The 26,198-nt window shown below is 33.9% G+C and carries 29 protein-coding genes; 25 read left to right on the plus strand and 4 right to left on the minus strand.

Translation table 11 applies throughout. The annotated features are described in order from the left end of the window. The first annotated feature begins 6 nt into the window (after positions 1–6). The gene (locus EZV73_RS03245; protein WP_240838248.1) at positions 7–504 is read left to right on the plus strand and encodes a hypothetical protein; all 498 of its coding nucleotides are present in this window, start codon (positions 7–9) and stop codon (positions 502–504) included. A gap of 12 nt (positions 505–516) precedes the next feature. Here EZV73_RS03245 and EZV73_RS03250 read toward each other — a convergent pair whose 3' ends face one another. Next, positions 517–1,458, minus strand: a complete 942-nt coding sequence (locus EZV73_RS03250) for a helix-turn-helix domain-containing protein (RefSeq protein ID WP_240838249.1) — start codon at positions 1,456–1,458, stop codon at positions 517–519. A gap of 127 nt (positions 1,459–1,585) precedes the next feature. Between EZV73_RS03250 and EZV73_RS03255 the strand changes: the two genes are divergently transcribed. The 7 genes from EZV73_RS03255 (at position 1,586) to EZV73_RS03285 (ending at position 4,975) form a co-directional block, all read left to right on the plus strand. After that, entirely contained in the window at positions 1,586–2,200 is a 615-nt protein-coding gene (locus EZV73_RS03255) for a hypothetical protein (RefSeq protein WP_240838251.1), read from the plus strand. A gap of 17 nt (positions 2,201–2,217) precedes the next feature. Next, on the plus strand, positions 2,218–2,385 hold the full coding sequence (locus tag EZV73_RS03260) for a hypothetical protein (RefSeq protein ID WP_240838253.1): 168 nt from the start codon (positions 2,218–2,220) through the stop codon (positions 2,383–2,385). Continuing rightward, positions 2,370–2,810: a hypothetical protein gene (locus tag EZV73_RS03265; protein ID WP_240838255.1), complete on the plus strand. Its 441-nt coding sequence runs from the start codon at positions 2,370–2,372 to the stop codon at positions 2,808–2,810. The genes EZV73_RS03260 and EZV73_RS03265 overlap by 16 nt, the downstream gene beginning before the upstream one ends. 50 nt (positions 2,811–2,860) lie before the next feature. Beyond that, the gene (locus tag EZV73_RS03270) at positions 2,861–3,277 is read left to right on the plus strand and encodes a UPF0158 family protein (RefSeq protein WP_240838257.1); all 417 of its coding nucleotides are present in this window, start codon (positions 2,861–2,863) and stop codon (positions 3,275–3,277) included. Next, on the plus strand, positions 3,267–3,743 hold the full coding sequence (locus EZV73_RS03275; protein WP_240838259.1) for a GNAT family N-acetyltransferase: 477 nt from the start codon (positions 3,267–3,269) through the stop codon (positions 3,741–3,743). Before EZV73_RS03270 ends, EZV73_RS03275 begins: the two co-directional genes overlap by 11 nt. A gap of 233 nt (positions 3,744–3,976) precedes the next feature. Further along, a complete protein-coding gene (locus EZV73_RS03280; protein ID WP_240838262.1) occupies positions 3,977–4,153 on the plus strand; it encodes a hypothetical protein in 177 nt (58 codons plus the stop codon). A gap of 63 nt (positions 4,154–4,216) precedes the next feature. After that, positions 4,217–4,975, plus strand: a complete 759-nt coding sequence (locus tag EZV73_RS03285; protein ID WP_240838264.1) for a DUF4652 domain-containing protein — start codon at positions 4,217–4,219, stop codon at positions 4,973–4,975. Positions 4,976–4,977: 2 nt separating this feature from the next. Here EZV73_RS03285 and EZV73_RS03290 read toward each other — a convergent pair whose 3' ends face one another. After that, the gene (locus EZV73_RS03290) at positions 4,978–5,292 is read right to left on the minus strand and encodes a hypothetical protein (protein ID WP_240838266.1); all 315 of its coding nucleotides are present in this window, start codon (positions 5,290–5,292) and stop codon (positions 4,978–4,980) included. 104 nt (positions 5,293–5,396) lie between these two features. Between EZV73_RS03290 and EZV73_RS03295 the strand changes: the two genes are divergently transcribed. The 7 genes from EZV73_RS03295 to EZV73_RS03325 all read left to right on the plus strand — a co-directional run bounded on the left by EZV73_RS03295 (position 5,397) and on the right by EZV73_RS03325 (position 11,628). Next, on the plus strand, positions 5,397–7,037 hold the full coding sequence (locus EZV73_RS03295) for a diguanylate cyclase (protein ID WP_240838267.1): 1,641 nt from the start codon (positions 5,397–5,399) through the stop codon (positions 7,035–7,037). Between the two features lie 158 nt (positions 7,038–7,195). Further along, a complete protein-coding gene (locus tag EZV73_RS03300) occupies positions 7,196–7,798 on the plus strand; it encodes an SIS domain-containing protein (protein ID WP_240838268.1) in 603 nt (200 codons plus the stop codon). Continuing rightward, entirely contained in the window at positions 7,798–8,718 is a 921-nt protein-coding gene (gene rbsK, locus EZV73_RS03305) for a ribokinase (protein WP_240838270.1), read from the plus strand. The genes EZV73_RS03300 and rbsK overlap by 1 nt, the downstream gene beginning before the upstream one ends. Next, positions 8,712–9,119 carry an RbsD/FucU family protein gene (locus tag EZV73_RS03310; RefSeq protein ID WP_240838272.1) on the plus strand — a complete coding sequence of 136 codons (408 nt, stop codon included), beginning with the start codon at positions 8,712–8,714 and terminating at the stop codon, positions 9,117–9,119. The genes rbsK and EZV73_RS03310 overlap by 7 nt, the downstream gene beginning before the upstream one ends. Before the next feature lie 49 nt (positions 9,120–9,168). Next, positions 9,169–10,158 (plus strand): LacI family DNA-binding transcriptional regulator, encoded by a 990-nt coding sequence (locus tag EZV73_RS03315; protein ID WP_240838274.1) that lies wholly within the window; start codon positions 9,169–9,171, stop codon positions 10,156–10,158. Positions 10,159–10,275: 117 nt separating this feature from the next. Further along, positions 10,276–11,244 carry a DUF4003 family protein gene (locus tag EZV73_RS03320; protein ID WP_240838275.1) on the plus strand — a complete coding sequence of 323 codons (969 nt, stop codon included), beginning with the start codon at positions 10,276–10,278 and terminating at the stop codon, positions 11,242–11,244. Positions 11,245–11,253: 9 nt separating this feature from the next. Then, positions 11,254–11,628 carry a hypothetical protein gene (locus tag EZV73_RS03325; protein WP_240838276.1) on the plus strand — a complete coding sequence of 125 codons (375 nt, stop codon included), beginning with the start codon at positions 11,254–11,256 and terminating at the stop codon, positions 11,626–11,628. 9 nt (positions 11,629–11,637) lie between these two features. Here the strand turns inward: EZV73_RS03325 and EZV73_RS03330 are convergent, their stop codons facing one another. Then, the gene (locus tag EZV73_RS03330; protein WP_240838277.1) at positions 11,638–12,720 is read right to left on the minus strand and encodes a toxic anion resistance protein; all 1,083 of its coding nucleotides are present in this window, start codon (positions 12,718–12,720) and stop codon (positions 11,638–11,640) included. Between the two features lie 234 nt (positions 12,721–12,954). Here EZV73_RS03330 and EZV73_RS03335 point away from each other — a divergent pair, with 234 nt between their 5' ends. The 5 genes from EZV73_RS03335 (at position 12,955) to EZV73_RS03355 (ending at position 19,002) form a co-directional block, all read left to right on the plus strand. Continuing rightward, complete coding sequence (locus EZV73_RS03335; protein WP_240838278.1) at positions 12,955–15,168, plus strand: right-handed parallel beta-helix repeat-containing protein; 2,214 nt, start codon at positions 12,955–12,957, stop codon at positions 15,166–15,168. Positions 15,169–15,216: 48 nt separating this feature from the next. Beyond that, the gene (locus tag EZV73_RS03340) at positions 15,217–15,993 is read left to right on the plus strand and encodes a ribonuclease H (protein ID WP_240838279.1); all 777 of its coding nucleotides are present in this window, start codon (positions 15,217–15,219) and stop codon (positions 15,991–15,993) included. Between the two features lie 8 nt (positions 15,994–16,001). After that, entirely contained in the window at positions 16,002–16,265 is a 264-nt protein-coding gene (locus tag EZV73_RS03345) for a BRCT domain-containing protein (protein WP_240838280.1), read from the plus strand. A 43-nt stretch (positions 16,266–16,308) separates the two neighbouring features. Next, positions 16,309–16,518 (plus strand): hypothetical protein, encoded by a 210-nt coding sequence (locus EZV73_RS03350; protein WP_240838282.1) that lies wholly within the window; start codon positions 16,309–16,311, stop codon positions 16,516–16,518. Between the two features lie 87 nt (positions 16,519–16,605). Further along, positions 16,606–19,002, plus strand: coding sequence for a UvrD-helicase domain-containing protein (locus EZV73_RS03355; protein ID WP_240838284.1), 2,397 nt, complete (start codon positions 16,606–16,608; stop codon positions 19,000–19,002). An 8-nt stretch (positions 19,003–19,010) separates the two neighbouring features. On the opposite strand, the gene EZV73_RS03360 is transcribed toward EZV73_RS03355, so the two are convergent. Next, positions 19,011–19,964 carry a helix-turn-helix domain-containing protein gene (locus EZV73_RS03360; RefSeq protein ID WP_240838286.1) on the minus strand — a complete coding sequence of 318 codons (954 nt, stop codon included), beginning with the start codon at positions 19,962–19,964 and terminating at the stop codon, positions 19,011–19,013. Between the two features lie 79 nt (positions 19,965–20,043). Here EZV73_RS03360 and EZV73_RS03365 point away from each other — a divergent pair, with 79 nt between their 5' ends. From EZV73_RS03365 to EZV73_RS03385, 5 genes are all read left to right on the plus strand, one after another. After that, positions 20,044–20,274 (plus strand): hypothetical protein, encoded by a 231-nt coding sequence (locus tag EZV73_RS03365; protein WP_240838288.1) that lies wholly within the window; start codon positions 20,044–20,046, stop codon positions 20,272–20,274. A 277-nt stretch (positions 20,275–20,551) separates the two neighbouring features. Then, positions 20,552–21,547, plus strand: coding sequence for a formimidoylglutamase (hutG, locus tag EZV73_RS03370; protein WP_240838290.1), 996 nt, complete (start codon positions 20,552–20,554; stop codon positions 21,545–21,547). Positions 21,548–21,631: 84 nt separating this feature from the next. Next, the gene (locus EZV73_RS03375) at positions 21,632–22,228 is read left to right on the plus strand and encodes a DUF502 domain-containing protein (protein ID WP_240838292.1); all 597 of its coding nucleotides are present in this window, start codon (positions 21,632–21,634) and stop codon (positions 22,226–22,228) included. 2 nt (positions 22,229–22,230) lie between these two features. After that, the gene (locus EZV73_RS03380; protein ID WP_240838294.1) at positions 22,231–22,635 is read left to right on the plus strand and encodes a hypothetical protein; all 405 of its coding nucleotides are present in this window, start codon (positions 22,231–22,233) and stop codon (positions 22,633–22,635) included. A 190-nt stretch (positions 22,636–22,825) separates the two neighbouring features. After that, positions 22,826–26,149: a transglycosylase domain-containing protein gene (locus EZV73_RS03385; RefSeq protein ID WP_240838296.1), complete on the plus strand. Its 3,324-nt coding sequence runs from the start codon at positions 22,826–22,828 to the stop codon at positions 26,147–26,149. The last annotated feature ends 49 nt before the right edge of the window (positions 26,150–26,198 follow it).

The raw sequence follows: 26,198 nt of genomic DNA on the forward strand, positions 1-26,198 counted from the left end.
TTAAAAATGAAAAAATGGTTAGTATTATTAATGGTAGTTATGATGGTGATGAGTGCTGTTGGATGTGGAGCATCTAGTGCAAATGATTCTGTGTTAAAGCTAGAAGAAGACAATGGTATACTTACATGTTTAGACACTGAAACTAGTCCTTTAGATGGCGGTTTGTTGATTACAGTAGACAAAGAAAATAAGACAGTAAATATGCAGATTACAGATGCAGAAGGTAATCCAACTGTGGAATTCTATAACTTTAATGTAGAAGAAAATATTTGTCATAGATACAAATATGTTTCTATGATGGGTACAGGCTTTAATTACATGTATGACTATAACAAAGAAGAGTTGGTTCAGATTTTAGATAATGATGATGTTGATAAAACTCAATCAACAAAAGATTCAGGTCGATTTGATGGTGCTCAAAGTGAAACTAAAGAAAATGTTGATGCCTTAAAAGCATACTTTGAAACAGCGTTCGGAATGAAAATTGAAGATAGTATCCTATAATAATGAGCAAGCTTAGGCTTGCTCATTTAGATTATAATATTCTATTGCAATTTTTTCATATTGGTCTGCTAAATCATCCTGACTACAGATTCTAAGTAAAGCAATAGAGTTTCTAATATGTTCTTTTCCTTCATCATCGTCCAAACTTATTAAAGCTACACCTTTTCTATAGAGAAGCCCTGCTAAAGAATAATTAATGTGGTTGTCTAGGCAAAATTGTATACCTTTATCGGCATACATAATGGCCATTTCCTGATTATCAACTTTATGTCCATTATATGCTAAGTTAAAATATATTTTTGTTATCATTAGCTTTTCGGAAAAGGTAGCTTGTGGATCAAAGTTTGACATATCTAAACAATGAATAAGCATGGAATCTGATAGTGCAGGTTCGTTGTTTTCACTTAAACTGATACCCAATAAAAAAAGAATTCTTGTCTCAAAAAAAGTATATTTATAATGTCTATGATTGATAACTTCAAAATCAGGAATACCTAATCTTAAAGACTCTATAAAAGTATCCTTAGCATGTTGTGAATTGCCTTTATAAAATTCTGAAATCCCCTTTAATACTAATTTGAATTGTGACTCAACAACTACATTGACCAGTTCAGGATCTTTTTTATTGGACGTAAATTCTATAAAGTCAGATTCTAAATCATTAAGTTTATCAATATCATAGTTAAAAATTAAGTCATCTAGTCTTGAATAATACTGAAAATAGAGATTGGAGTTACGATATGCTAAGAGTTCATTCAGCAAATCTTTTTTGTATACATATGATAGTAAATCAAGGGTATCGTATCTAGGTACCACAAGACCAGCTTCAATTTTTCTCAATGTATCTGTATTAATTCCTATTTTATTTTTTACATCTGCCTGAGAGTATTTTAGTGAGTTTCTTAAACTTCTCAAATAGGCTCCAAACTTAACTGTGTCAAAACTTGTAAACATTTCCACTCCTCTGGTAATCCCGACTTTAATCGGGTATGTGCATCTAATTTATTATACTATAATAAGATATAAGAAAAAATAAAAATTTCGATTTTGTGAAATATACAAGTGTTCTAGGAGGGGTCTTATGAAAAAAATTATTATGTTAACTATGGTGTTAGGATTGGTATTTGCCTTTGCAACAACTGCATATGCAGGTGATAATGACATTCCAAGGATCTTAGGTAAAAATGACATTCCTAGAATTTTAGGCGAAAATGATATTCCAAGAATCTTAGGCAAAAATGATATTCCAAGAATCTTGGGAAAAAATGACATTCCGAGAATCTTAGGTGAAAATGATATTCCAAGAATATTAGGTAAGAATGATATCCCTAGAATCTTAGGCGAAAATGATATTCCAAGAATTTTGGGTGAAAATGACATTCCAAGAATCTTAGGAAAAAATGACATTCCAAGAATCTTAGGTGAAAATGATATTCCAAGAATTTTAGGTAAGAATGATATCCCTAGAATCTTAGGCGAAAATGATATTCCAAGAATCTTAGGCAAAAATGATATCCCTAGAATCTTAGGCGAAAATGATATTCCGAGAATCTTAGGCAAAAATGATATCCCAAGAATCTTAGGTGAAAATGATATTCCAAGAATCTTAGGCAAAAATGATATTCCAAGAATTTTAGTAATCCAAAAAGGATTTAGAATGTCTCATTCAATGAATGAGTTAAAATATATTGCATAGTTTAATTAGGGGGCGTAATGAAACTATATTTAGATGACATCGATGAGTATGTAAGTTGCAAGAAATCATTTTGGTTAAAGAAGAAAGTTCCAGTTCAACCTATTGAGAAAAGGAGAATCAACTTTGCATTCTATACAGCAGTAGCTATTATAGTTGTTGGAGAATTTTTATGCACATTGTTGTAAGTTTTCTTGTAGTTATATTAATGACTACATTATTCTATATGGGTCATAGCCTTAGGGAAGACAACATTCCCTTTGAGTGGTGCCATTCAGAAGATTACAACATCACATACAAGAAATCCTATTTGAATTTTAACAATGAAAAAATTTTATGTTATCAATCAAATGACAAGAATAAGTATATAGCAATTCTTAAAGCAAGGACTATATTATTTCTTGAAGGTGGGAATCGCATTGTGCTTAGGTGGCGATCACGAGATGAAATCATTACATTAGGTAGTAATGACGAAAAGAAAATACTTGAGATGCTAAAATCTATGAATGATCTAGCATCAAAGGATCAATTCATTTTGCCTATCAGGTGTAAAGAGGGTGTATGTGATTCATGTAATAAATATGAGGTTTGTAAAAAAAGAGTGGCTAATTAGGTCATTCTAATTTAGGTTTTTGCAGTATTTATTTAAAAGGAGGGCATTGGATGAAATTATCAATTATTTTAGAAGCATTAGAGTTTACATCAGAGACGACTGAATTTTATTTAGATGTCTCTAACAATAAAACTGTTTTTATTGATGACCTGATTAATACGCAGGAGGAAAAAGACAATTTTTATCAAATGCTTGAAGAAGGTGACTTTGTTTCACTACCGTCTCAATATGAAATCAATGAATATAAAATGATGGAAAATTTTATATCTACAGTTAAGGATGATTTTATAAAGGTCAAGTTGAAACAAGCTATTTCAGGAAAAGGTGCCTTTAGATACTTTCAGGATCTGGTCTTTACAATGGGAATCAGGGAGGACTGGTTTAAGTTTAAAAACGATGCCTATAAGAAATGTGCAATAAAATTTTGTATAAACAACGGTTTGGAGTATGATGACGATGTTAAATAATTTTGTTAGATCCAATGAGGAAAACACAAAAGAACTTCTTGAATGTTATAAAGATGCCATACGTAAATATCCTGATGAGTTGTGGATGAATGCAAATGAAGGGAAAATTGTAGACCTTTTAAACGAAAATAAGGTCTATCATATAGCGGTACAAGATGAGATAATCGGTTGGCTTGCGTTTAAGAACTTTGACTCTTATTCGGTATTAAATGGTATGTATGTAAGAAATGCATTTCAAGGAACACATTTGAGTAGGGATATGCTTAAGTTTTATTTTAATATGTGCCAAGGAGATATAGATTGTTCTGTTATCAGTGTCCCTAAAGAGTTTTATTGGTCGCTTAACTTTTATAAGAAGTATGGCTATGAAGAAATTAGTCAAAGTGAAGTAATGGCAATAAGTTCATATTTGACACATCGTAATCAGCAGCATGACTCGATACTATATAAAAGATTCAATGACTAGGAATTAGAAATAGTCTATTTATTGATTGTTACTGTTGCATAGAGTTGAGATTAAGAAATGGGTTGAAAATTCTTCGAAATAATTGAATTTTCTTGTTTTTATTAGATAAAAAAAATTATAACTTCAAATAATGTTATAGACTGAAACTCAAAATAAGGACAAAAAGTCAAGTCTTATCTTCTATTTTTTTAAGTGCTATTCTTTTACCATAGGGAATAAAATTGGAGGATGATATGAAGATTGAATTTATTAATTACCCATTTGTTTTTACAGATCAAGGTACAAGACATGAGATTAGCGAAATTAACGGTAATCCACGAGTTGGAGCAGTATTAGATGAAGAATTGAATGTTGTAAACGGTGCAGCAATTGATTCAGACTGCATAAATGGTGTATGTCCAGTGAAGTAATCCTCAATAGAGGATTTTTCTTTTTGTGATATTTACTCTATAATGATATAGAGGAGAAGTCATATGAAAAGATTATTAGTATTACTTATTGCTTTCACTCTAATAGGTTGTCAGTCAGTTGATAATACATCTCAAACAGTGAATCAAAATACTGTTTCTGTTGATTTAAGTGATCCTGTTGAAGAAACTGAAATAGAAGTTGTAGAGGAAGTACCTACATTAGAGGGATATGTTTTTTTAGGTGAAATGTCAGATAATAGGGAAGTTTTTTATAAACCAAGTGATGCTTACTTTAAAATGGAACTATGTAGTGAGATTATCATTCGTAAGGATGAAGCGTTCTTAACACTTGAAAGTGGCATATTATCCAAACCAAGTATCAGTCCAGATAAAGAAAGATTAGCATTTGTCGAAAATGTAGGTTTGGATTTAAGTGGTACTTTGTTTATTTATAAAGATGAGTTGGTAAGAGTAGAATCTGAAGAGATTGATTCGCTTATTGACAAGGATAGGGCAATAAAATCGGCTATATGGCTTAATGACAGTCAAGTTCTTTCCCTGGTAGGTTTTTACCAAAGTAACATCTCCCAAGGAGGAGATGTTTACCGAGTTAATGTTGATAATGGAGATATGAAAATCATTGTCGATTCAAAAGAAGGCTTTGAGATCGCAGATGTTGATTATAATGAAGGCATACTTAGTTTTTCTACAGTGGTGTGGCATAACGGCAATTACAGTGATTATGAGTATTTTGATACATCTTACATATATTCAGAGATAAGCACTTTTCCAATTGTTGTGGATAAAGTGCCTGACAATTAACTCTACTTAGTAGAGTTTTTTTTATTGAATTTTGAATTTGAAAGGTGACCTTTTCTATATTGATAAACAATAGAGGTGCCTTTTGAAAAGAGCTGATAATGCGAAAAACGCGGTATTTCAATAATATCACCTTGTTCCAACTTTAAAAGTGAATCATCAACAGCAACGATTAGATTGCCTTTATCAACAACTAGAAATGTATCATACTCAGCATCTTTTGATTTGCCAATGTTTTTTATGATTCTTATATTCAAATGGTTTTTGTATTTTGTAACCATGTAAGAATTAAATTCATCGTTGTTCATTAATTTATACATAGTAGCTCCTTTCTTTACACATATTACAACTTTATGGCTGATTTTAGGGCCCTTTATGTGATTTTCTTATTACAAAGTGGGCATATATATAAGAAGGAGGCCATATGTTTACTTCAATTCGATCAAGACATAACTTTATTATTAATGTGTATGTACTAGTACTTGTTGTGATTATTTTGTTCTTAGTGACTTTAGCTGGGTTAGAATTTTTAAGTGATTTTCAAAGAGAGCATCAGTTAAATACCACGATAGCTTATGCAAATGAGTTCTCCATTATTATCAGTGAAATAGAGAGTTTGTTAAGAATTGAAAAGAACATTATCCTAGATAATCCAACTGACTATCGAATACAAGTTGACGCTATGAGAAGAATCACTACAGAGTTTGACTTTATAATCAATATGTCATTTGTACGAAGTGATAAGGTGATTTTATCATCCAATAATGATATGCCCTTGTTTGATGCAGATTTAGTCGATTATTCCTTTTCTGATTTATTGATAACAGGTCCTTATCTACATGATGAATATGGCCTTTTAACTACTTTAAGTCTTCCTGTAGTGAGAGATGAAACCGAACTTGGCTACTTAACTGCTTATGTAGATTTAAATGCTTTAAGGGAATATTTGATTATGCCACAGACATTTGGCTTAACATCTGCTATTCTACTAAATACTGAAGGTTGGGTCTTATCATCAAGTGATTATCTTATTGAAGAATTAGAAAATGTAAGAGAATATGACAGTATTTTATCAACAGAAATAGATGAATGGTTACACTTGATGAAGACTGATGACTTTGGTGCTTACATGTTTGAATATGAAGACGTAGATTATAAACTGACCTATGCTCAAGTAGACAATACACCAGGTTGGTTTGTTGTTATCACTATGGAAGAAGAGGACTACGAAGAACTATACGAAGACTTTAAAATGTTGATATTCATTCTTTTTATCTTGATATTTGCTGTGACCGTTGGTTTGTCAAGACTAGTTGTTAATCTAATCGTCAAGCCTATCATAGACTTAACAAATGCAAGTGAGAAAAAAGAGATTGCTCTTATTAGTAAAACAGTAGAAAAAAGAAATGATGAAGTCACACGATTATTTAAAACATACAATGAAATGATCTCTGATTTGAAAGCACAGTCAGAGGATTTAGAAAGACAAGTTGAGGAAAGAACGAAAGATCTAAAGGATGCCAATGACAGACTTTACAATCTTGCTACTACCGATTCTTTAACAGGGTCTATGAACCGCATGCAGATAGTTTCAGAATTAGAGTCCATTATCTTCAACATTAAAGACTATAAAAACGCCAGTGTTGCTGTACTTTTTATAGACTTAAACAATTTTAAATACTACAATGATACTTTTGGTCATGATATTGGTGATTTGATTTTAATAGAAGTGATTCAATTTCTGAGAAGACAGGTTAGGGCATCTGATTTTATTGGTAGGTATGGCGGTGATGAGTTTATCATCCTTTTACCAAGTGCTAAGCATGGTGTACTACCTAGGATCATAAAAACCATCCAGGATGCACTTGAAACTGAGAAGCATTTTAAACCGCTTTTAGAGGAATGGTTAGGGCGAGAAGTGGATATTCCAACTGGTAAAAAACTTGGTCTTTCTATCGGAAAATCCATTTACGAAGCTGGAGATATTAAGGATGTAGAAACCATTATTAAAGAAGCTGATGAAGATATGTATATAGAAAAAGAAAAGTCTAAGAAACGTTCGTAATGAACGTTTTTTTCGTTTTAAAGTAGTTTTCATTAGTAAGCGTTCGCTGATGGTTTCTTATTGAACTGAATTTTTTATCTTTTTAGATTTGACAAAATTAAATAAGAGATGTATCATAGTAATCGATTACTAGTAAACGATTACTATGGAGGTTAAAGATGGATAAAAAAGATTTGATAAAAAGAGCAATAAACTCTGAAATGCTTGCAGTTAGCGAGTTGCACAAATCAGTAGATGATGATTATGTCAGAGCACTTGATATTTTAAAGGCTTGTGATGGGAAAGTAATATTTTCTGGAGTTGGTAAATCAGGTCATATTGGAAAAAAACTTGCAGCAACATTTGCAAGTACAGGTACACCAGCATTTTTCTTGCATTCTGATGAAGGTTTACATGGTGACTTAGGTATGGTAAATCATGATGATGTTGTCGTTTTAATTACAAATAGTGGTGAAACGAGCGAAGTAAAAAACATGTTGCCGTCATTAGAAAGAATAGGTTGTAAAAAAATACTTATATCATCTAAGAAAACATCGACTGTAGGTAATGCATGTGATGCTGTCTTGGCATACTCATATTCTTCAGAAGCTGACCATCTTAATCTGGCACCAACAGTGAGTTCGTTATTGTCTTTAGTAATAGGTGATGCTTTAGCTGTTACCTTATCTGAGATGAGGGGCTTCAAAAAAGAGAACTTCTTACTTTATCATCCAGGTGGTTCTTTAGGTAGTCAATTAGAAGATGAACTTAAGGAGGCATAATGGATATCTTAGTTGTAGGATCATATGTGACAGACTTAGTTGTAACAACAGAAAAAATGCCTTATCCTGGTGAAACGGTACTAGGTAACACTTTTAGTGTATATCCAGGAGGTAAAGGTGCCAATCAAGCAGTTGCCGCTTCTAGACTGGGTGCTAAGGTATCTATGTCAGGGAAAGTTGGCGATGATGCAAATGGTAAGATGATGATTGATACGATGAAAGAAGAACATGTTGATATCAGTCATACATATATAGAAAAAAATATGACGACAGGTGTAGGATCTATTACAATAGACTCTAGCGGTCAAAACAGAATTGTTGTAGTCCCAGGAGCAAACATGACCTATCAAAAAGAAGAACTAGAACATCTAGATACCCAATTACGTGATGTTGATATGGTTATGTGTCAACTGGAGATTCCTTATGAAACTGTTATGGCTGTTGCAGATAAGTGTTATGACAATCAAGTGCCATTTCTACTTAATCCTGCACCTGCGTCTGTTTTAAATGATAGGCTGCTTTCAAGAGTTGATTTTTTAACACCTAATGAAACTGAGATTGAAATTTTAACAGGTCGCACATGTAAGACCACTCAAGATGTTGTGGATGCTTCTAAAGAACTTATCTGCAAGGGTGTAAAAAATGTTATTGTAACACTTGGCTCTAAGGGGGCTTTAATAGTAAATAAAGATATGGTAAAAGTCATTAAAGGGTATCCAGTTGAAGCTATAGATACTGTAGCTGCTGGTGATTGTTTTAATGGTGCTTTTGCTGCAGCAACAACAAAGGGCTTGTCTATAGAAGAAGCTGTTAGATATGCAAACGGTGCAGCAGCACTTTCTGTAACTAAAAATGGTGCCATTCCATCATTGCCGAATTCTGAAGATGTTAAAGCGCTTACTGGAGGTGACTTATGTTAAAAGGTATACCTAAAATTCTTTCGCCAGATTTATTGAAGGTTTTAATGGAAATGGGGCATGGTGATAACATTGTTATTGCAGATGGTAATTTTCCTTCTGCTAGTGTCCACCACCGTGTTATCAGAGCGGATGGTCATAATGTATCTTCATTGCTAGAAGCTATCTTGAAGCTTTATCCTTTAGATACAGCACAAGTGCCGGTTATATTAATGGATAACGATTCTGAAGTAAAACCCCCTATATGGAAAGACTACTTTAATATTTTAGGATCTTATGATTTTACTTATGAATGTGTGGATAGATTCAAGTTTTATGATATTGCCAAGGAAGCTTATGCAGTCATTGCGACATCAGAACCTGCTTTATATGCAAATATAATTTTGAAAAAAGGATGTTGCTAACATCTAAACAAATATGAGTTTCGTGGTATAATCTTAAAGAGGAGAGATTATGTCAACAATAAAGAAAGTCGCAAAAGAAGCAGGTGTATCAACTGCAACAGTTTCAAGAGTATTAAATGGTAATTATCCGGTCAGCAAAGACGCATATGAAAAAGTCATGGCTGCCGTTAAGAAAACTGGTTATAAGGGCAATGCAATAGCTAAAAGTTTAAAAATGAACAAGACATTTATGATTGGTCTTGTTGTACCTGATATCTCGAATTCTTATTTTATGGAAATAGCCAAAGGGATAGAAAACATCATTACCTCTAAGGGCTATACCTTGATGATATGTTCTACTGAGGATGATCCCGAAAAGGAAGACAAGGTATTACAAACCCTCCACAACAAACGAGTGGATGCGGTTATACTGGCAACCTGTCAATCGTCTGGTAAGTCCATTAAAGAGTTTATAGATGATGGTTTAAAAATTATCATGATTGACTCAAAAATAGAAGGCCTAGATGTCAGTTTTGTAGGAGAAGAAAACTTTAAAAATACAGTTGACTTAATAGAATACTGTATCAGCAAAGGCCATCGTTCTCTTGGCATTATCAAGGGTGTTCACGCTATGGAAACAGCCAGAACAAGAATGGCTGCTTTTGCTGCAACATTAAGTAAACATGGACTTCCTTTAAAAGATGACTATGTCATAGAAGGTGGTTATCATGCAGAGATTGCTTTTGAAGCAGTAGGTAAACTTCTTCAAAAAGATTATCCAAGTCTTTTATTTGCATCCAATAACAAAATGGCTGAAGGTGCTATGCGAGCAATATTTGAAGCCGGTTTAAAGATACCTGATGATATTTCCTTGGTTGCATATGGCGATATATCAACACCACATTTAATTAAACCTTCTTTAACGGTTATAGAACAGAATCCTCTTGCTTTTGGAATAAAGACAGGGGAGCTCTTATTAGAACTTTTAAATAAGGACTTCATTTCTGTTATAAAACATGAAGTAAAATTCAAAGAAGGTCAGTCAGTAAAAAGTCTTTAGAAGCATATTTTATGCTTCTTTTGTATTTTTATGTTCTTGTCTTGCATTTTCAAGCCTGAAGCATCAAAAGTTTTCTATTATAGGCTATAATATGGATAGAGAACAAAGGAGGTTAGTATGGAGAAGAGATACGATTTAAAAATAGAAGATATTACGAAAAACTATGAACAGCTTAAAAAAGATTTTAAATGGGAGTTGGATCTAAGTAAACATCTAGTTGCCCTAAATTATGTAATTCAAGACAAAGAGGTTGATTCAGAATATATCAAGGCTTTTAATAAAGAGATAAAAGAGAGGACAGGCATGTTTTCACCTTTTAGGGGTAACATGCAGTTTGCAATTGCTGGTCTTCTAACAGCTGAATATGATGACCCTTCTAGTCAATTAGAGACCATGTTAAGATATCAAGATACACTGAAGTCTGTAGGATTTAAACAATCTACATACTTGCCAACTGCATTATACGCTTTATTGAAGTGTGATGAAATGAGTCCCAACATGCTAGCTGAAAGAGCAAAAGGCGTTTATGATGATATGAAGAAAAATCATCCTTTCTTAACCAGTGGTGATGATTATGCCTTGGCCATACTCTTAGCTAACTCGGGTCGTGATCCTCAAGTCTTAGAGAGGTACTACAGTGCTATGAGTTCAGAGGGCTTTTCTAAAGCCAATGGTCTACAGATGTTATCTCATATACTATCTTTTAGTGAAAGAGATGTTCAGTCAACTGTTAAAAGATGTGTTCAAATAAAAAGAACTTTAAAAGAAAACAAGTTAAACATAACTTCGGATTATTATCCTGCAATTGGTTTGATGACTTTACTAGATGACGAAAATGATGAACTTTTAAATGCCTTAGTTGAGACTTCAAATACCTTAAGATCTCAAAAGGGTTACAAGTGGTTAGGTAAAGGCATGAATGTGATGATTGCATCTGCCTTGATAGCCAGTGAATATGTAAAAGAAAAAGAAACAAGTCTTATGACTACTAGTTTACAAGTATCAATCCAATCCATTATAGCCGCTCAACAAGCTGCCATGATTGCAGCTGTTTCTGCATCAACAGCTGTTGCAGCATCTTCGTAGGAGGTTTTTATGTACATGGGAACAGAGTATAGAACTGGTCATTACAGTTACTATAAAAATATAAAAACAATGACATGTGGCTTTTGTGGTCAAGAAGTAGACCATTATTTGCTAAGGTTCAGAACATTTCTAATTCCAAGTTTGCATTTATTTGCTACTAACAACCGTTATTATACTATTTGCTCTAACTGCTCTGATGCGAAAGAGGTAAAGGAAGAGTTTGAAATAATGAAAATGCTTGATAGGATTGATGGTAGGAAGCCTGTTAAATATAACGGCAGTCAAACTTTGATGGATAGGATAGATGATCATGTAAGGACTACTGAAGAATCTTTTCAAGCAGCAATAATATTTCATATGAAAGACATGAAAAAAAGCCAGTAATGGCTTTTTTTAGTTGGATGCTGATAGTATCTTTTGTTTCAGGTTTTGCTCCATTTCAACAAGTTCCAGTTCTGCAACACGACGTTTTTCTTGACCTTCAGCACAAATCTTTTGTACGCCTTCTATAGTTGAAATTAAGTCTGAGTTGACTTGTTTTAAAGTTTCTATATCCACAACACCTCTTTGTACTTCTCTTGCAGCACCAAGGGTATTTTCTTTAAGAAGTTTAGAGTTTTGTAGTAAAAGCTCATTGGTCATATCATTGATAGACTTTTGCATCTCAAGGGCTTTTTTCTGTCTAGTTAAAGTAACTGCATTGACCACAGCGTTTTTCCAAAGTGGAATCGTGTTGATAACAGAAGACTGAATAGAGTTGACAAGCTCTTGATTGGTCATAGAAATCAATCTAACCTGAGGCAAAGCTTGGATAGAGATTTGACGTGTCAGTTTCAAATCATGTAGCTTCTTTTCAAATTGGTTTCTATATTCTATGGTTTCCTGTAAGGCTTGGGCTTCAAATAAATCATCTGTTAACATGACTTCTTGTTTAAGCTGTGGAATTGTTTGTTCATCTAGAGCTTTAATTTCCATATCACCTGCGATGATGTACATATCTAGTTCTTTTATATAGGATTTATTCTTATCGTATAAGACATCTAACATAGATATATCTTTCATTAGCTTAAGTCTTGCATCTTCCATCTCTTTAACGATGTTGTCTATTTGATTAGAGATGCCTTCGAAGTTTGCAACAAAGTTTCTTACCTTATTTTTACCTTTAAAGAAAAGACCTTTTTTCTTAGGCTCTAATTCATCCATATCTACGTTTTTGACTTGGATCATCAATCGTTTAACGATTTCACCTACGTAACCTGTATCTTTGTTTTTATATTCAGAGATTACAGTATCTGCAAAATTTGAGATTTTAGTTTGAGCTTTCATACCATATTGGATGATATGTGCTGGATTATCAGGTGTGATTGTAGAACGAATTTCATTTATACGTTCCATCTCTTCTGGCTTAAGTCTATTTAATTGACGACTTAACTGATCATTTTCTGTAAGTTGTATAACTGTTTCGTGATTATTCATACGACACTCCAATCTGTAATTTCTTGTTCTAACTCTATTATAGGGCCTATATATTAAAGAATTCTTAGAAACACATTAAAAATATCCTTCCAAGATGTTAAAAAAATATTGAAGTAATATCAGGCAAGTGGCTATTTTCAATACTTATAGACTTGTCTTAATCTTATTATAATACAAAAATGGCCATTTGAGTTTAAAAATAAAACTTGCTATGATTATGACAAGGAGATAATTATGGATAATAAAATACTAGATATAAAAAATTATACTTCAATACAAGATGCCATCAATCACATGAACCATGGCGATAGACTTACATTAGAGAATCAAGTGTATGATGAAACCATCTATATCAATAAGTCTATTGATATAGTCGGTTTAGTAAATAGTGTCCTTATTTTAAGTGAAAAAAAGCTGATTATAGAAAATGCTGAGGTCAATTTATCCAAGTTAAAGATATCAATCGGTGAAACAGACTTTGATGCAAATATCCTATTAAAGAAAAGCCAGGTATCGTTTGAAGGATGTAACTTTGATATTAAAAAACAGTCGAAAGACCTATATGCAGCTATATGGTCTGAAGACTCAAGTTTAGCCTTAAAAGACAATAAAATCACTTCAGATGCTGGCTTAATTAAACATATGCATGGTCATAGGCTGAGTCTGATTAATAATGACCTTACTATAAACATGTGCATTCTGGCTTTAGAAATGCATGGTGTAAAAAACGTTGAGCTTATAGAAAACAAGGTAACGTGTCCTGTTAACTTTCTAAGAATGACTAAAATACACAACTATAAAATCGAAAAGAATGAGTTCACACTGGCTAAGGAACCTAGGGTATCTAAACCGAGATTTTTTATACTGGATGGTATTGAAAGTGGACAAGAATCCTTAATCAGCGGTAATGTCTTTCATACAGAAAAGACTTTAAATTTCTTAATTCAAAATTCTTATGAAGCTGGTCGCGTTTTATTTTTTAATGATAATACAATTAACTCTGGTGATGACCTGATCAGTGCCATCAAGTTTGACAAGATCAAAGGGACAGTTAACTTCGGTGGTAATAAAATGAGTGATGGTAAAATCATTGCCAATCAATGTGGTGAGGTGTCGGTAAATGCATCTAGTTTTAGACGATTTTCTGCCATTAGAAGCAAACATCTTCGTTTGTCTTCCAATGAAGACGTCAAACAAATCCTTGTAGAGGGTGCCTATCACTTGTATCTAAAAGCTAATAAAATTGATAATAAGGTTATGAATGAAGAGGCTGTTAGACTTTCAACCATTGATAAGATTAGACTAGAAGGCAATACCATCAAGAGTGTGGACCATGGTGTCAGTGTCTTGAATGACGGTAATAATCTAGAAACACTATTTATTAACAATGATTTCAGACACTGTAAAAAGAGAGCCATAAACATGACTGCAGTGATGCAAATAAACAAGTTAAAAGCTGAACTTGTAGTTAAAAACAATATTTTTATCGATAATGATAAGGCACTATTTATGGATGATCAAAACATCAAACATGTCACTGTTGAGGAAAACTATTTTGACAACAACAAGCTTGCTGTGATTTTAAATGGTGGCAAGTCGACGGGTGACCTTAAAGTAACTGGCAACTTCTTTACGCCTTCCAATCAGTTGATTGAAATAAGATCAGCTAAACTATGCCATATAACACACAATAACCTAAACAACAGTAAACTTCATATCAGAGGTTGTGAGGATATTTTAATACATGGTAATCTTTATGATAATCCAAGAAGCAAGAGAGGCAAATGTTTAGACAACGAGGTATGTATCAAACTTGGTGGTCACTTGACGGTCAGCCATAATAAACTTTTAAGGGGACGACTAAAGAATGAGGATAGAGAAGTCTTTGATACTTTAAACATCTCATCTTATGAAAGAAGACCAGCAGTCACGATCCACGACAATACACAATTAGATGGTTTTGAAAAACGTTCTTTCTTTGATAACTATCAGCCAAAGTCCTTACAACTTTATCCGGATGCTTCTATTTTATCCATGTTACAATATGAAGGTGATCTAGAACATAACTTAAACTTGATGGATATGGATGAAGTCATGAAAAGAGACTTTCTTGACCACAGATCAACATTTATAGATTTAAAGGACTTGGTTGAAAGTCAGGTCATTAGAAAAAAAATACATACCATTGTTGAAAAGCTCCAGATAGAGATTCTATCAGGACGAGATTCTAATGATATATATAGGTTTATCGTTAAGACCAATGAAACCGTGGAGATGCTAAAGATCTATGTTACCATGGAGGAAACTGTAGATTCTATGACGGAGAAAAGAATTGTTTCTGTGCTGGATAATTATATGCAAGTTTTATCAGGCTTTATGATGGATGTTTCGGAAGAAGACCAAGATAAACTTAAGGCTCAAATAAATTTGTTAGAGAACCTACTATAGGACCGCAGTATTGCGGTTCTTTGTGTTATGATGAGGATGGAGGGTGAAATGGAACATAAAATATACCAAATGGAAATAATAGATCATAACAAAGAAGGCTACCTTATCAAATTAAGTGACCATAGAGAATGCTGTCATGTAAGATTTGAACCAAGAGAAAAAAAGCTCGAATTTGTGGAAAATGAGGGTTTTATCATGACCTTTAAAAACAATGAATATCAGCTTAGAAAGATGCTGCATAACAAGAGGCTAGATACTTATTTTGTCGGTTTTAAACTGACTTTTGTATTTACTTCCGGTAAAGATATTGCTGCCTATAACGACCGGGGTAAGATACTTGTTTTAGATAAGAGACAAGTCCCAAATAAGAACTATGTTCTTGCTAAGGGTGTGAAATCAATTGATAAACTTTATACTGATGCATCCTACAATGAAAAATACGGTAGAGGCGGCATCGTCTTTATACATGAAAATACAGATGGCAAATACACACTTTACCATGAAGCTGTTCAAGGTGAAAGCAGCAATCTTCTGGAGTTAATTGCCGCTATCAGAGGTCTTGAAGTCTTAAGTGATGTAGAAAAAATTAGGATTGTAACAGATAGTCAGTATGTCAGAAAAGGTTTAACAGAATGGATTATCTACTGGGAACTTAACGACTGGATGACGGTTAATGGTGAAAAAGTTAAGAATATAGACTACTGGAAACGCTTCAACGAACTTTCAAAAGGTAAATATTTAGAGTTTGAGTGGGTGAAGGCCCATTCTGATCACTTTGAAAATACCCTATGTGACCTATATGCAAAGGAACTTAGTCATACTTAGGACTTGAATTGGATACTTATAATAACTATAATAGCCTTATGAGATTTAATTTAAAGGGTGAAGTGATCTGCTTCACAGGAAAAAGTAAGTACACAAGAATCAATATGCAAAAGCTTGCAATTAAACATGGGGCAAGCATCACTTCCAACATAACTGGTAAAACAACTGTTTTGGTCATGGGTCAGCGGCCTGGGTCTAAGCTAGATCGGGCATTTTCTAGAAATATACATATCATGATGGATGACGAGTTCTTACAAATAGTAGATGATTGATTATTTTATGATCGGGGTATGTATCTAGTAAGAGGTGAACATTATGAGAGAAAAATTAGATCAGGCAAGGTTAGAAGGGCAAATTGAGTTGTTGGATGATATTTTAAACTTAGTCTACCATGAGGATCCGGATTTAGAAGCGATTATCGCTCATTCTAGAAAGATCAACAATGCTGAGTTAATAGAAACCTTAAGAACGCTCTTAAGAAAAAAAGATTTAACAGACGTAAAGAAAATGATTATGTCGTTATAGAAGTCTAGGACTTCTATTTTTTTGGTTTGAAAGTCTCCTAAATATTTGATAAAATGAATTAGAACAAACGTTTGCTAGGAAGGTATTATGGAAAATATACAAGATATAAATAAGGCTATTGCAGAATTATCAAAAAGAGATATCAGTGATATGGATTTGGTTTACAAGGATAGCTTTTTAAATAATTTAAATCATGAACAGCGTGTAGCTGCAACAAGAAAAGAAGGCAACTATCTGGTCATAGCAGGTCCGGGTTCAGGCAAGACCCATACCTTGGCTTATAGAGTCGTTTATTTGGTTAAACAAGGAATTGATCCCTTGTCTTTGGTTGTGATAACTTTTACTAGAAAAGCAGGTAAAGAACTAAAAGATAGAATCAACTATCTTTTACCCAACACCTCTTTAGGCTTTGTTGGGACATTTCATGCATTTTCTCATCATATTTCATCAAAACTAGGGAACTCATCACCTATATCAGGTTTTAGGCTTTTGGATTCTGAAGACGATATTCAAGTACATAAGCTTGTAATGGCTGATTTTAAGAACTTTAACAAGAAAATAGCGGCATCAAGATTACAAAAGATCTTATCTTATTGCGATAACACCATGCTGACTGTGGAAGAATATATCCATCAGTTTGATTTACACAATTTAAAACCGGATATTGAAAACATTGAGGCTTACAAGGAAAAATACCAATCCTATAAGGCAAGACACTTACTTGCATCTTATGATGATATGATTCGTTTGGTTTCTAGGTATCTAGAGAAAAATGGCAGCAAAAAAGTCACAGCCTCGTTTGATTACTTGATGGTTGATGAATATCAAGATACCAATAAGATGCAACTTGATTTTATCAAACGATTGAATATTGACAACGTTATGGCCATCGGCGATGATTTTCAAGGTATTTATGCTTTTAGAGGTGCAGACCATAGGATCATACTCAACTTTATAAATGACTTTAAAGACGCCCAAATGATCAAGTTAAAAGACAACTACCGTTCATCTGGTGAAGTTGTCGACTATGTCAACAAAACCGTTGAAAGATCAACACTTGGCTATCATAAGCAGTTTAGAGTAGTAAAAAAGGACAAGGGCTTGGCTGAAGTTGTAGCAGGTAAATCTTTAGAAGAACACAAGCTATTTATCTTAAATCAAATCAAAGAGAATCCAAAGAAGACCCATGCGCTTATTTACAGATACAATAAAAATAGAACTGCTTATGAAAAGGCTTTTATAGAAGAAGGCATTGAGTATTCTGTTTATGGTGGTATTAGACTTTTGGAAAGAAAACACATCAAGGATGTGATGGCTTTTCTGATGGTTTATCTGAATAATTTAGATGTTGTAAGCTTTAACAGAATCCTAACCCTCTTGCCGGGTATTGGACCCAAAACTGCTAGAAAGCTTATTGATACTAGGCTGAAAGATCTTAAATCAGTCCCATTATCCAAACGTCATGAACTAGAGAAAATAAAAGAAATTCTTGAATGTCGAGAAGAAAAGGAAATCCTTTTTCAAAGAATATGCAATTTTTACTTTGACATTTATGAGCATGTGGAATCAACGGTTTACAGTCAGGATGAAATTAGAGATGACTTTAAATTGATCAGGGAATTGATGTCGACCTATTCATCGTTAGATAATTTTGTCATCAACTTGATACTTGATCCAGTCATTGACATGCATAAAGGAAAAAAACCTAGGGTTGTTTTATCAACCATTCATTCTGCTAAGGGCTTAGAGTTTGATAATGTCTATTATTTTCATACCCATGATTGGTATAAGAACTTTGACATTGAAAGATTAGAAGAGGATAGGCGATTGTTTTATGTAGGAATTTCTCGTGCTAAAGATAAACTTTATGTATTTGACCATACAGGCTACAGTCGTACTTTTGATGAAATATTAAGGGACTTTGATAATATCAGTAGCATACAAGCGCCTGAAGAAGTTTATGAATCAAAGACAGAGGATTCTTATGACCCATCTTATTTTGAGTGGATTGATGGACAAAAGTATGACATGACTCTGCCAACCATTGGTCATCAAAACTGTTTAACTGCCTTGTCTAGTGAGTTTTATATGGCTTTAAAGGGCATGACTGATAAGTCTTTTCTAGGACCTTTGAAGGTAAGACTCCAGAGAAAGGATAAAGACGAGTTTTCTTTTGTTCAACCAGACTTATTTGTACTTGAGGATATGACCTTATCAGATGAAGTCTACATTCATCCTCCAAAGCTGGTTGTTGAAGTAATAACTTCTGACACTAGGTCTAAGGACATGGTTAAGAAGATGGACCTCTATATGAACACAGGCATTAGGGAGTACTGGATCATTGATGCTGATACAAGAATGGTTATGGTCTATGCATTTGAAAACTATTTGATGAAAGGCACTCAAATATTTATGGCCGGCGAAGTCATCAAATCAGGCTTGTATAAATCACTTGAAATACATGTGAATGATATTATAAATTAGACCAAATACTAGTTGTATTTGGTCTTTATTATACCTTTAAATTGTTGGTAGAGTTTTTCATTGCCCATAAGATCAATAGCATTTAAACATCTTTTGAAGTAGATGTCAGCCTCAACTAAATTATTAAGACTGTGTAGGGCGGCAGCTTTTCTGAAGAAGAAAAGATGTATAATAGAATAATCCTTTGTTTTTCTAGAATATTCTATGCCCTTGTCAGAGTAGTGTAATATAGCCTCAAAATCGTCTAAGCGGTGATAGATATAGGCCTTGTGAAAATATGTCTTCAAAAGTATTTCATCAAACTCGTCTGTGAAGTTTGAAAACCTTGAAACATTTTCTTCTAAGGCATCTAGGATGATGATACAATCGTCTAACTGATTGAGTTGTCTCGATATTTCACATAATAGTAAAAGTAAACGCATTTCAATGTAATCGTAAGTACAATCATTTAACTTCTCTAGTGAAAAATCACTTACTGACATCTGGATGGTTTTTATGATGGCTTTATAATAATCTTTTAATAAGTCTTCATCATTCTTTTGAAGATCAAATTCTGCAAACAGACCAGCCATTTTTTTGAACTGTGAAAGTTTGTCTATCATCATATGATAAGAAGGCTTTAAATCTTCTTTGTTAAAGATGTCATTGATGTTGTCAATGGCTTGATCAATTCTTGAATAGTCTTTAGAAATAATCATTTCATTAAGTAAATCAATATCTTTCTTAAATACAAAGGAATAGGTCAGTCTTGATTTAGCCAGTACCATGTGAATGTTTGTTTTGTAGACCAATGAAAGGTAATCCAGGGTCTCAAGTTTAGGGATACTCTTACCATTTTCTAAACGTCTCAAGGTATCTTGACCTATGCCTAAAATGCCGCTGACCTTTGACTGGGTCAGGTGATTGCTTTCTCTAATATGTCTTAATTCATTACCAAATGACTTTAAATTGTATAATTTCATACTTACCCCTTATCCATAAGTGGTCACAACCTGTGAGTTTTATTTTATCATAGTATTAGAAATAGCGAAAGGAGTTAGTATGAAGAAGAAATTACTAAGCCTTACATCATTATTTCTACTGTTAGCTATCATGGTTTCTGCCTTTAATATGCAGTTTGATGCTTACGCAGGTGAAGATGATTTAGAAGGTATTTTAGTAGCGAGTGAAGAAGTAGTCCTTGTTGCTGGGGATGAAGATATCCCAGGCGTATGGGCAGTGCCACCTATTGTTACATGTGACGGAGACGAAGACATACCGGGAGTTTGGTAGGAGGAACAAATGCTAATTTTATTGATGGTTGTCATGTTTTTTATTGTTTTAATGGTTGTAAAACAATTAGAAGCACCGACAAAAAAATCGGATCAATAAATTGGTGATATGATTAGGAGACACGTTCTCAACGAGACAAATTAGACATATTTTAGAAAGAAGACTGTTGTAATGACAGTCTTTTTTCTGTTAAATTTATGTCATAAAAGTCATTTAAGACATAAATTTGACCTTTGTTTGTCTTAAACTTGTTAGATTAGCTGAGGAGGTAAAGGATATGTATAAATACTTATTACCGGTCGGAAGCAAAATCTGGCAAGGTAGAATAGATGATGAAGAGAATTACGAAGCATTTAGGTGGCATCAATGGGTACAGGCCGTAGATTTAGAAGAAATGAAAGTAAGACTTGATGGTCCCTTAAATATATGTTTTATTGGCTTTGAGTGTGATCAAGGTGTGCAAAGAAACAAGGGGAGAATCGGTGCTTCAAGTGGTCCTGACAGTATAAGAAGAGAACTTGCAAACTTACCATGTCAGTTTACTGAGGAAGTTAAACTATTTGATGCAGGTAATCTGATGACAAGACATTTGACCCTAGAAGAGGCTCAGGAGAATCTTTCTGATTTAATAGAAAAAATTCTTTCGCTGAATATGTTTCCTGTCGTTCTAGGCGGGGGTCATGAAATTGCTTACGGTCACTATAAAGGCTTAAGAAAGAGTTTAAAAAGAAACAAGCTTGGTATCGTTAACTTTGATGCCCATTTGGACATTCGTCCGTATCCAAATGGTGGTTCTTCTGGTACCATGTTTAGGCAGATTTATGACGATTGTATAGCAGAAAAAAACATCTATGGCTATATGTGCTTGGGCGTTCAAAGAAGGTCCAATACCATATTGTTGTTTAAGGATGCAAAGGCGATGGGAGCTAAATATGTATTTGCAAAAGATATTGTAAAAGAACTGCCATATAGTCATATGGATGCTTTTGCAAGAGCACATGACAAATTGTATGTGACCATATGTTCAGATGTGTTTGCAGCAGCTTTTGCACCTGGTGTGAGTGCACCACAAACATTAGGTCTGAATCCGGAAAGTGTTTTGCAGATGCTTAAACATCTGATAAGGACCCGAAAGGTCATGAGTTTTGACATAGCAGAAGTATCGCCGCGTTTTGACCATGATAAGGTCACATCTAACTTAGCTGCTGTCATGATATTTGCAGTTGTAAACACCCTAGCAGAAGTCAGAGATTGTTTGATTGATTTTGAATAATGAAGTTTAGATGTATTTTTCTAGGATAATCTTGTTGAAATTTTCTTATGACACGATATAATGAAAGAAAGAAATGAGGATTCAGTGGATTATTTTAAAAAAATTCGAAACAAGTTCCTGCAAGGATTATTGATTATCTTACCGATTGGTATCACTTTGTGGATTGTCTTTAAGATACTGAACTTTTTAGATCTATTATTTGGTAGATATCTTAAAGATTTTATTGGTTATAGGATTCCTGGTTTAGGTCTTCTAATAACAATCACTTTAATCATTCTTGTAGGTAATTTTGCAAGTCATTACATAGGTGACAGAATATACAGGTGGGTTCAAGATCAACTAGAAAAGCTGCCTGTGATAAAGGCAATTTATACACCGCTAAAAGATATTACCAACAATTTTTCTAACAAGGATTCAAATAATTTTAAGCAAGTTGTATTGGTTACATATCCATGTGAAGGTTCTTACAGTATTGGTTTTGTTACAAAAGAACAAACCAACATAGCAGATGAAGATATGACAGGGGTTTTTATTCCTACTACGCCTAATCTAACCAACGGTTTTTTAGTTTTTCTAAGAAAAGACCAGTATAAGGTCCTAGATATGCCAGTAGAGGAAGCACTTAAGACAGTCATATCCTTAGGAGCTGTGACACCTGATTTGATCAAAGAAAAGGAGTGAATATGTCTATATACTTCAAAAAATTAAAAGAGCATTCTATAACAGGTCTTGTATTTGCAGTACTAGCCTTGTTAACAGCCTTATTCTTATTGGATAAGATTACTTTGTTTGACATGGTGATGGCCTTCTTCTTTGGTGGCCTCAGTCTGCTTTACTTTAATTATCATCGATTTATGTATTTAAGATATGATGACAAGACCTTGTATCTATATAGGGGCATATTTAGAAAATTGATGTCGGTTAAACTTGAAGGTGTAAGAATCATAACTATTTTAGGTCAGAAAGTAAGGATATTAACCAAAGATGGTAAAGAACTGATTGTTAATCTGTCATTTATGAGTAAGATAGATTCTGAAAAATTCACTTCTTTTTTACAAAGTCATATCCCAAATGAAAAATGGGTTTAGAAGAGATTATAAAGATGTATTTTGATGATAATCAAAATACATCTTTTTTATTGATCTAGATTTGATGACTCTTTGAGAATCTTTGGTCAGATGTCAAAGTGTTATTTATGTAAAATATCTACCAAAAAATGCTAGAATCCTGTGACATTTTTTTAAACTTGGGTACTATTAAAATAAGGGAGGCGATTAGATGAATAAAAAAATCAAAATAGAAAATATCAACTCGCCAAAAGTAGAAGAAGTAAAGAAAAAGAGAGGCTTTTTTCATGCTGTCGGCTCTCTTATACACGGCATATGGACTTTCTTAAAGGAAAGTTTTTTGATTATTATTCTACTCGTTATGATTCTTACGTACCTTGCCTGTACATATTTATTAGCTATTGTATATGATGTGCCTGAAATTGATCCTTATACCATTCAGGAGGGGCTTACAGAAAACTCCATCATAGTTGATCAAAACGGCAGACTCTTAGAAACCTTATATGGAGATGCCGGTATTAGAAAAAATATTGCTTATGACGATATTGGTCAGGATATGATTGATGCAATTGTTGCCATAGAAGATAAGACCTTCTTTGATCATAAGGGGTTTAACTATATACGACTAGTAGGTGCCGTTGTAGAATCCTATGAAAGTGGGAATGATATCAAAGGCACTTCGACCATCACACAACAACTTGCAAAAAATATCTACTTAAGTAATGAACGTGCCATTGAACGTAAGGTCAAAGAGGCTTATTATGCGATTTTATTAGAACGTACATTAACCAAAGAGCAAATTTTGGAAGCATACCTAAACAAGATAAATCTGGGTATGCAAACGAATGGTGTGGCATCAGCTGCACAGATGTATTTCTCAAAAGATGCAAAGGATTTAGACCTGATTGAGTCGGCAATTATTGCGGGGATACCTAAAGCTCCAAGTAGATTTTCTCCTTTAAAAAGAATTAGAAAAGAAGATGTTGGTCCAGACCATATTGTGATTGATGAAAGTGACCAGGTTTATACCTTGATTTTTAATCCCATAGCTCAGGACAGGTATACGGCTGTCATCAATCAAATGTACTACAATGAAATGATTACTGAACAGGAGTATGACTTTGCATCATCAAAAGATATATCTCAGTATCTTAAGCCTACAGTGGATAAGACCAATGAGATCACATCTTATTTTGGTGATATGGTAAAAGACGATGCCATTAAAGCCATTGCAGAAAGTGAGAACATCAGTCTAGAAGCTGCTGCAGACTTGATTTATAACAGGGGTTATATCATCTATTCAACCATTGACTTTGAAATGCAGCAGGTATTAGAAAGCGTTTATAATGATGTTGTCATTGACAATCTTTATGATGACAATTTGTATGCAGCAGTCAAGAACTTTCAGCGGCAATATGATTTAGTCGTAGATGGTGTTTTAGGAAGAGAAACACTTGGTCTTTTAAATGAACTTGTACCTATGACTTTAACAAAAGAAACCTATTCTCGTTTTCAAGAACACGATGATATTTTGATTATAAAAGAGGCCTTTAACCACTTGGGCTTTTTAACAAATGAAGCCCTGTTTCCTCAGGTTGTTGCCATGTTTGATGAGAATAAAAACATCATCAACGATGAGACCAGAAAAGTGCTCATGTGCAAATTTGACAATGTCATCAATGAAAATAACCAGCTTATGATAAAAAAAGATGACTATTATTTCGATGCCTATGATAATTTGATTCTCTTAAAGGATGGTAATCTTGAGTTTTATCAACAAGACGACCGGGTTCAGGTAGTTGTAAAAAACCTATTCACTTATGATGAACATAGCGAAATCCCAAAATATATAGACAAGAAGCATTTTACAGCTATATCTGGCTTGTACATCTATGAAGGCAGGGATGTTTTGATAGATGACAATTATAAGGAAAAAGTAGATGGCAATTTAGTCATTCATAAGGACTTCCTTAAAGAAAATCCTGACTTCTTTAGTATAGATGATCAAGGTACATTATTAGTCGATGAAAGAGATTTTATCATTAACTGGAGAGGGGAAATTCAACCTCAGTCTGCCTTTGTGGTACTTGACCATCATACTGGTGAAATCAAAGCGGTTGTAGGTGGTAGAAAATCCTATGGTGAAAATATTTATAACAGAGCCTTGGTGCCACACCAGCCTGGATCATCTATAAAACCCATTGGTACCTATACAGTTGCCATTGAATCAAGAAAATGGACAGCTGCCAGTGTTATTGACGATTTGCCGGCATACCTTAATAAGGATGATCCAGGTAAGAGATGGCCGATTAACTGGTATGAGGAATCCTCTTATAAATACAGGGGGAGAAAGAACCTGAGACAGGGGGTAGAAGACTCATTAAATGTTGTGACGGCAAAACTAGCCAATCAAGTGGGCGTTAAAAATATTGTTGATCAGTTGAAGGCAATCGGTGTAACGACTATACAGGAAGAGGATGGTTCAGATGTCAATCTAGCTGCCATGGCCTTAGGTGGTATGACTTATGGTATCAGTCCTATAGAAATGACAGCGGCTTATGCGACTTATGCTAATGAAGGTGTTTACATCAAACCTATTTCTTTTACAAAGATAACAGATTTAAACGGTCGTGTCATCATCGACAACACGCCTCAACCTAAACGTGTATTAGAAGAACAAGTTGCCTTTATTATACAAGATATGATGCGTACAGCTGTATCGAGAGGCTATGCAAGAAAAGCCCAAATCAGGCCGGGGAATGAAGGTATACCTATTGCAGGAAAAACAGGGACCACATCAGATAAGAGAGATGCCTTATTTATTGGCTATTCACCTTATTATACAGCTGCCATATGGTTTGGAAATGACATAAGACTAAAAATGGACCAAGGATCAGGCGCAGCAGCAGAATTTTGGCAATTGGTTATGGAAAGAATACATGTAGACTTTGAGGATAAAAACTTTGTAGAACCGGAAGGGCTTGTTAGAGCAAGTGTGGACCGAGTGTCTGGTAAAAGACCATCTTCCTTATCTTCAAGAGACCCGGCGGGTTCCCAAGTCTATTCTGAAATATTCTTGCCTGGAACAGTGCCAAAGGCCATTGATGATTCACATGTAGAAGTTTTAATATGTTTAGACTCTAATAAACTTGCAACAGCCTACTGTGAAAATTCTGAAATGCAGGTCAGAAGAACGAGATTAGAAGCATACAATTATTCGATACCTGTTGCAGATCAAGTTTATATGGTCCCTGGACTTTGTGACATACCAGAACATCAATCAGAAACCATTCAGATTTCAACTAAAGTGATTCAAACTTTTGCCAGTGGAGAAGTAAAGTTCATTAAAGATTATTCCTTGTTATTATTGAATGGTGAGATGGTATTTATACCTATCGGATCCCTAGTATCAACAACAAACTATGATATAACTAGACCTGATGGTAGTATTATTTCGGGTGGAACTTATAACCTTGAATACATTACAAAACCACAGACTCAGGCTGAAGAGCTTTTAAGAAGAATTGAAGAATAACCGCTTAGCGGTTATTTTTTTGGAACAAATTATCAGAATACTGCGTCAT

It is taken from the genome of Acidaminobacter sp. JC074 (assembly GCF_022496765.1).
Lineage (GTDB): Bacteria > Bacillota > Clostridia > Peptostreptococcales > Acidaminobacteraceae > JABXKX01.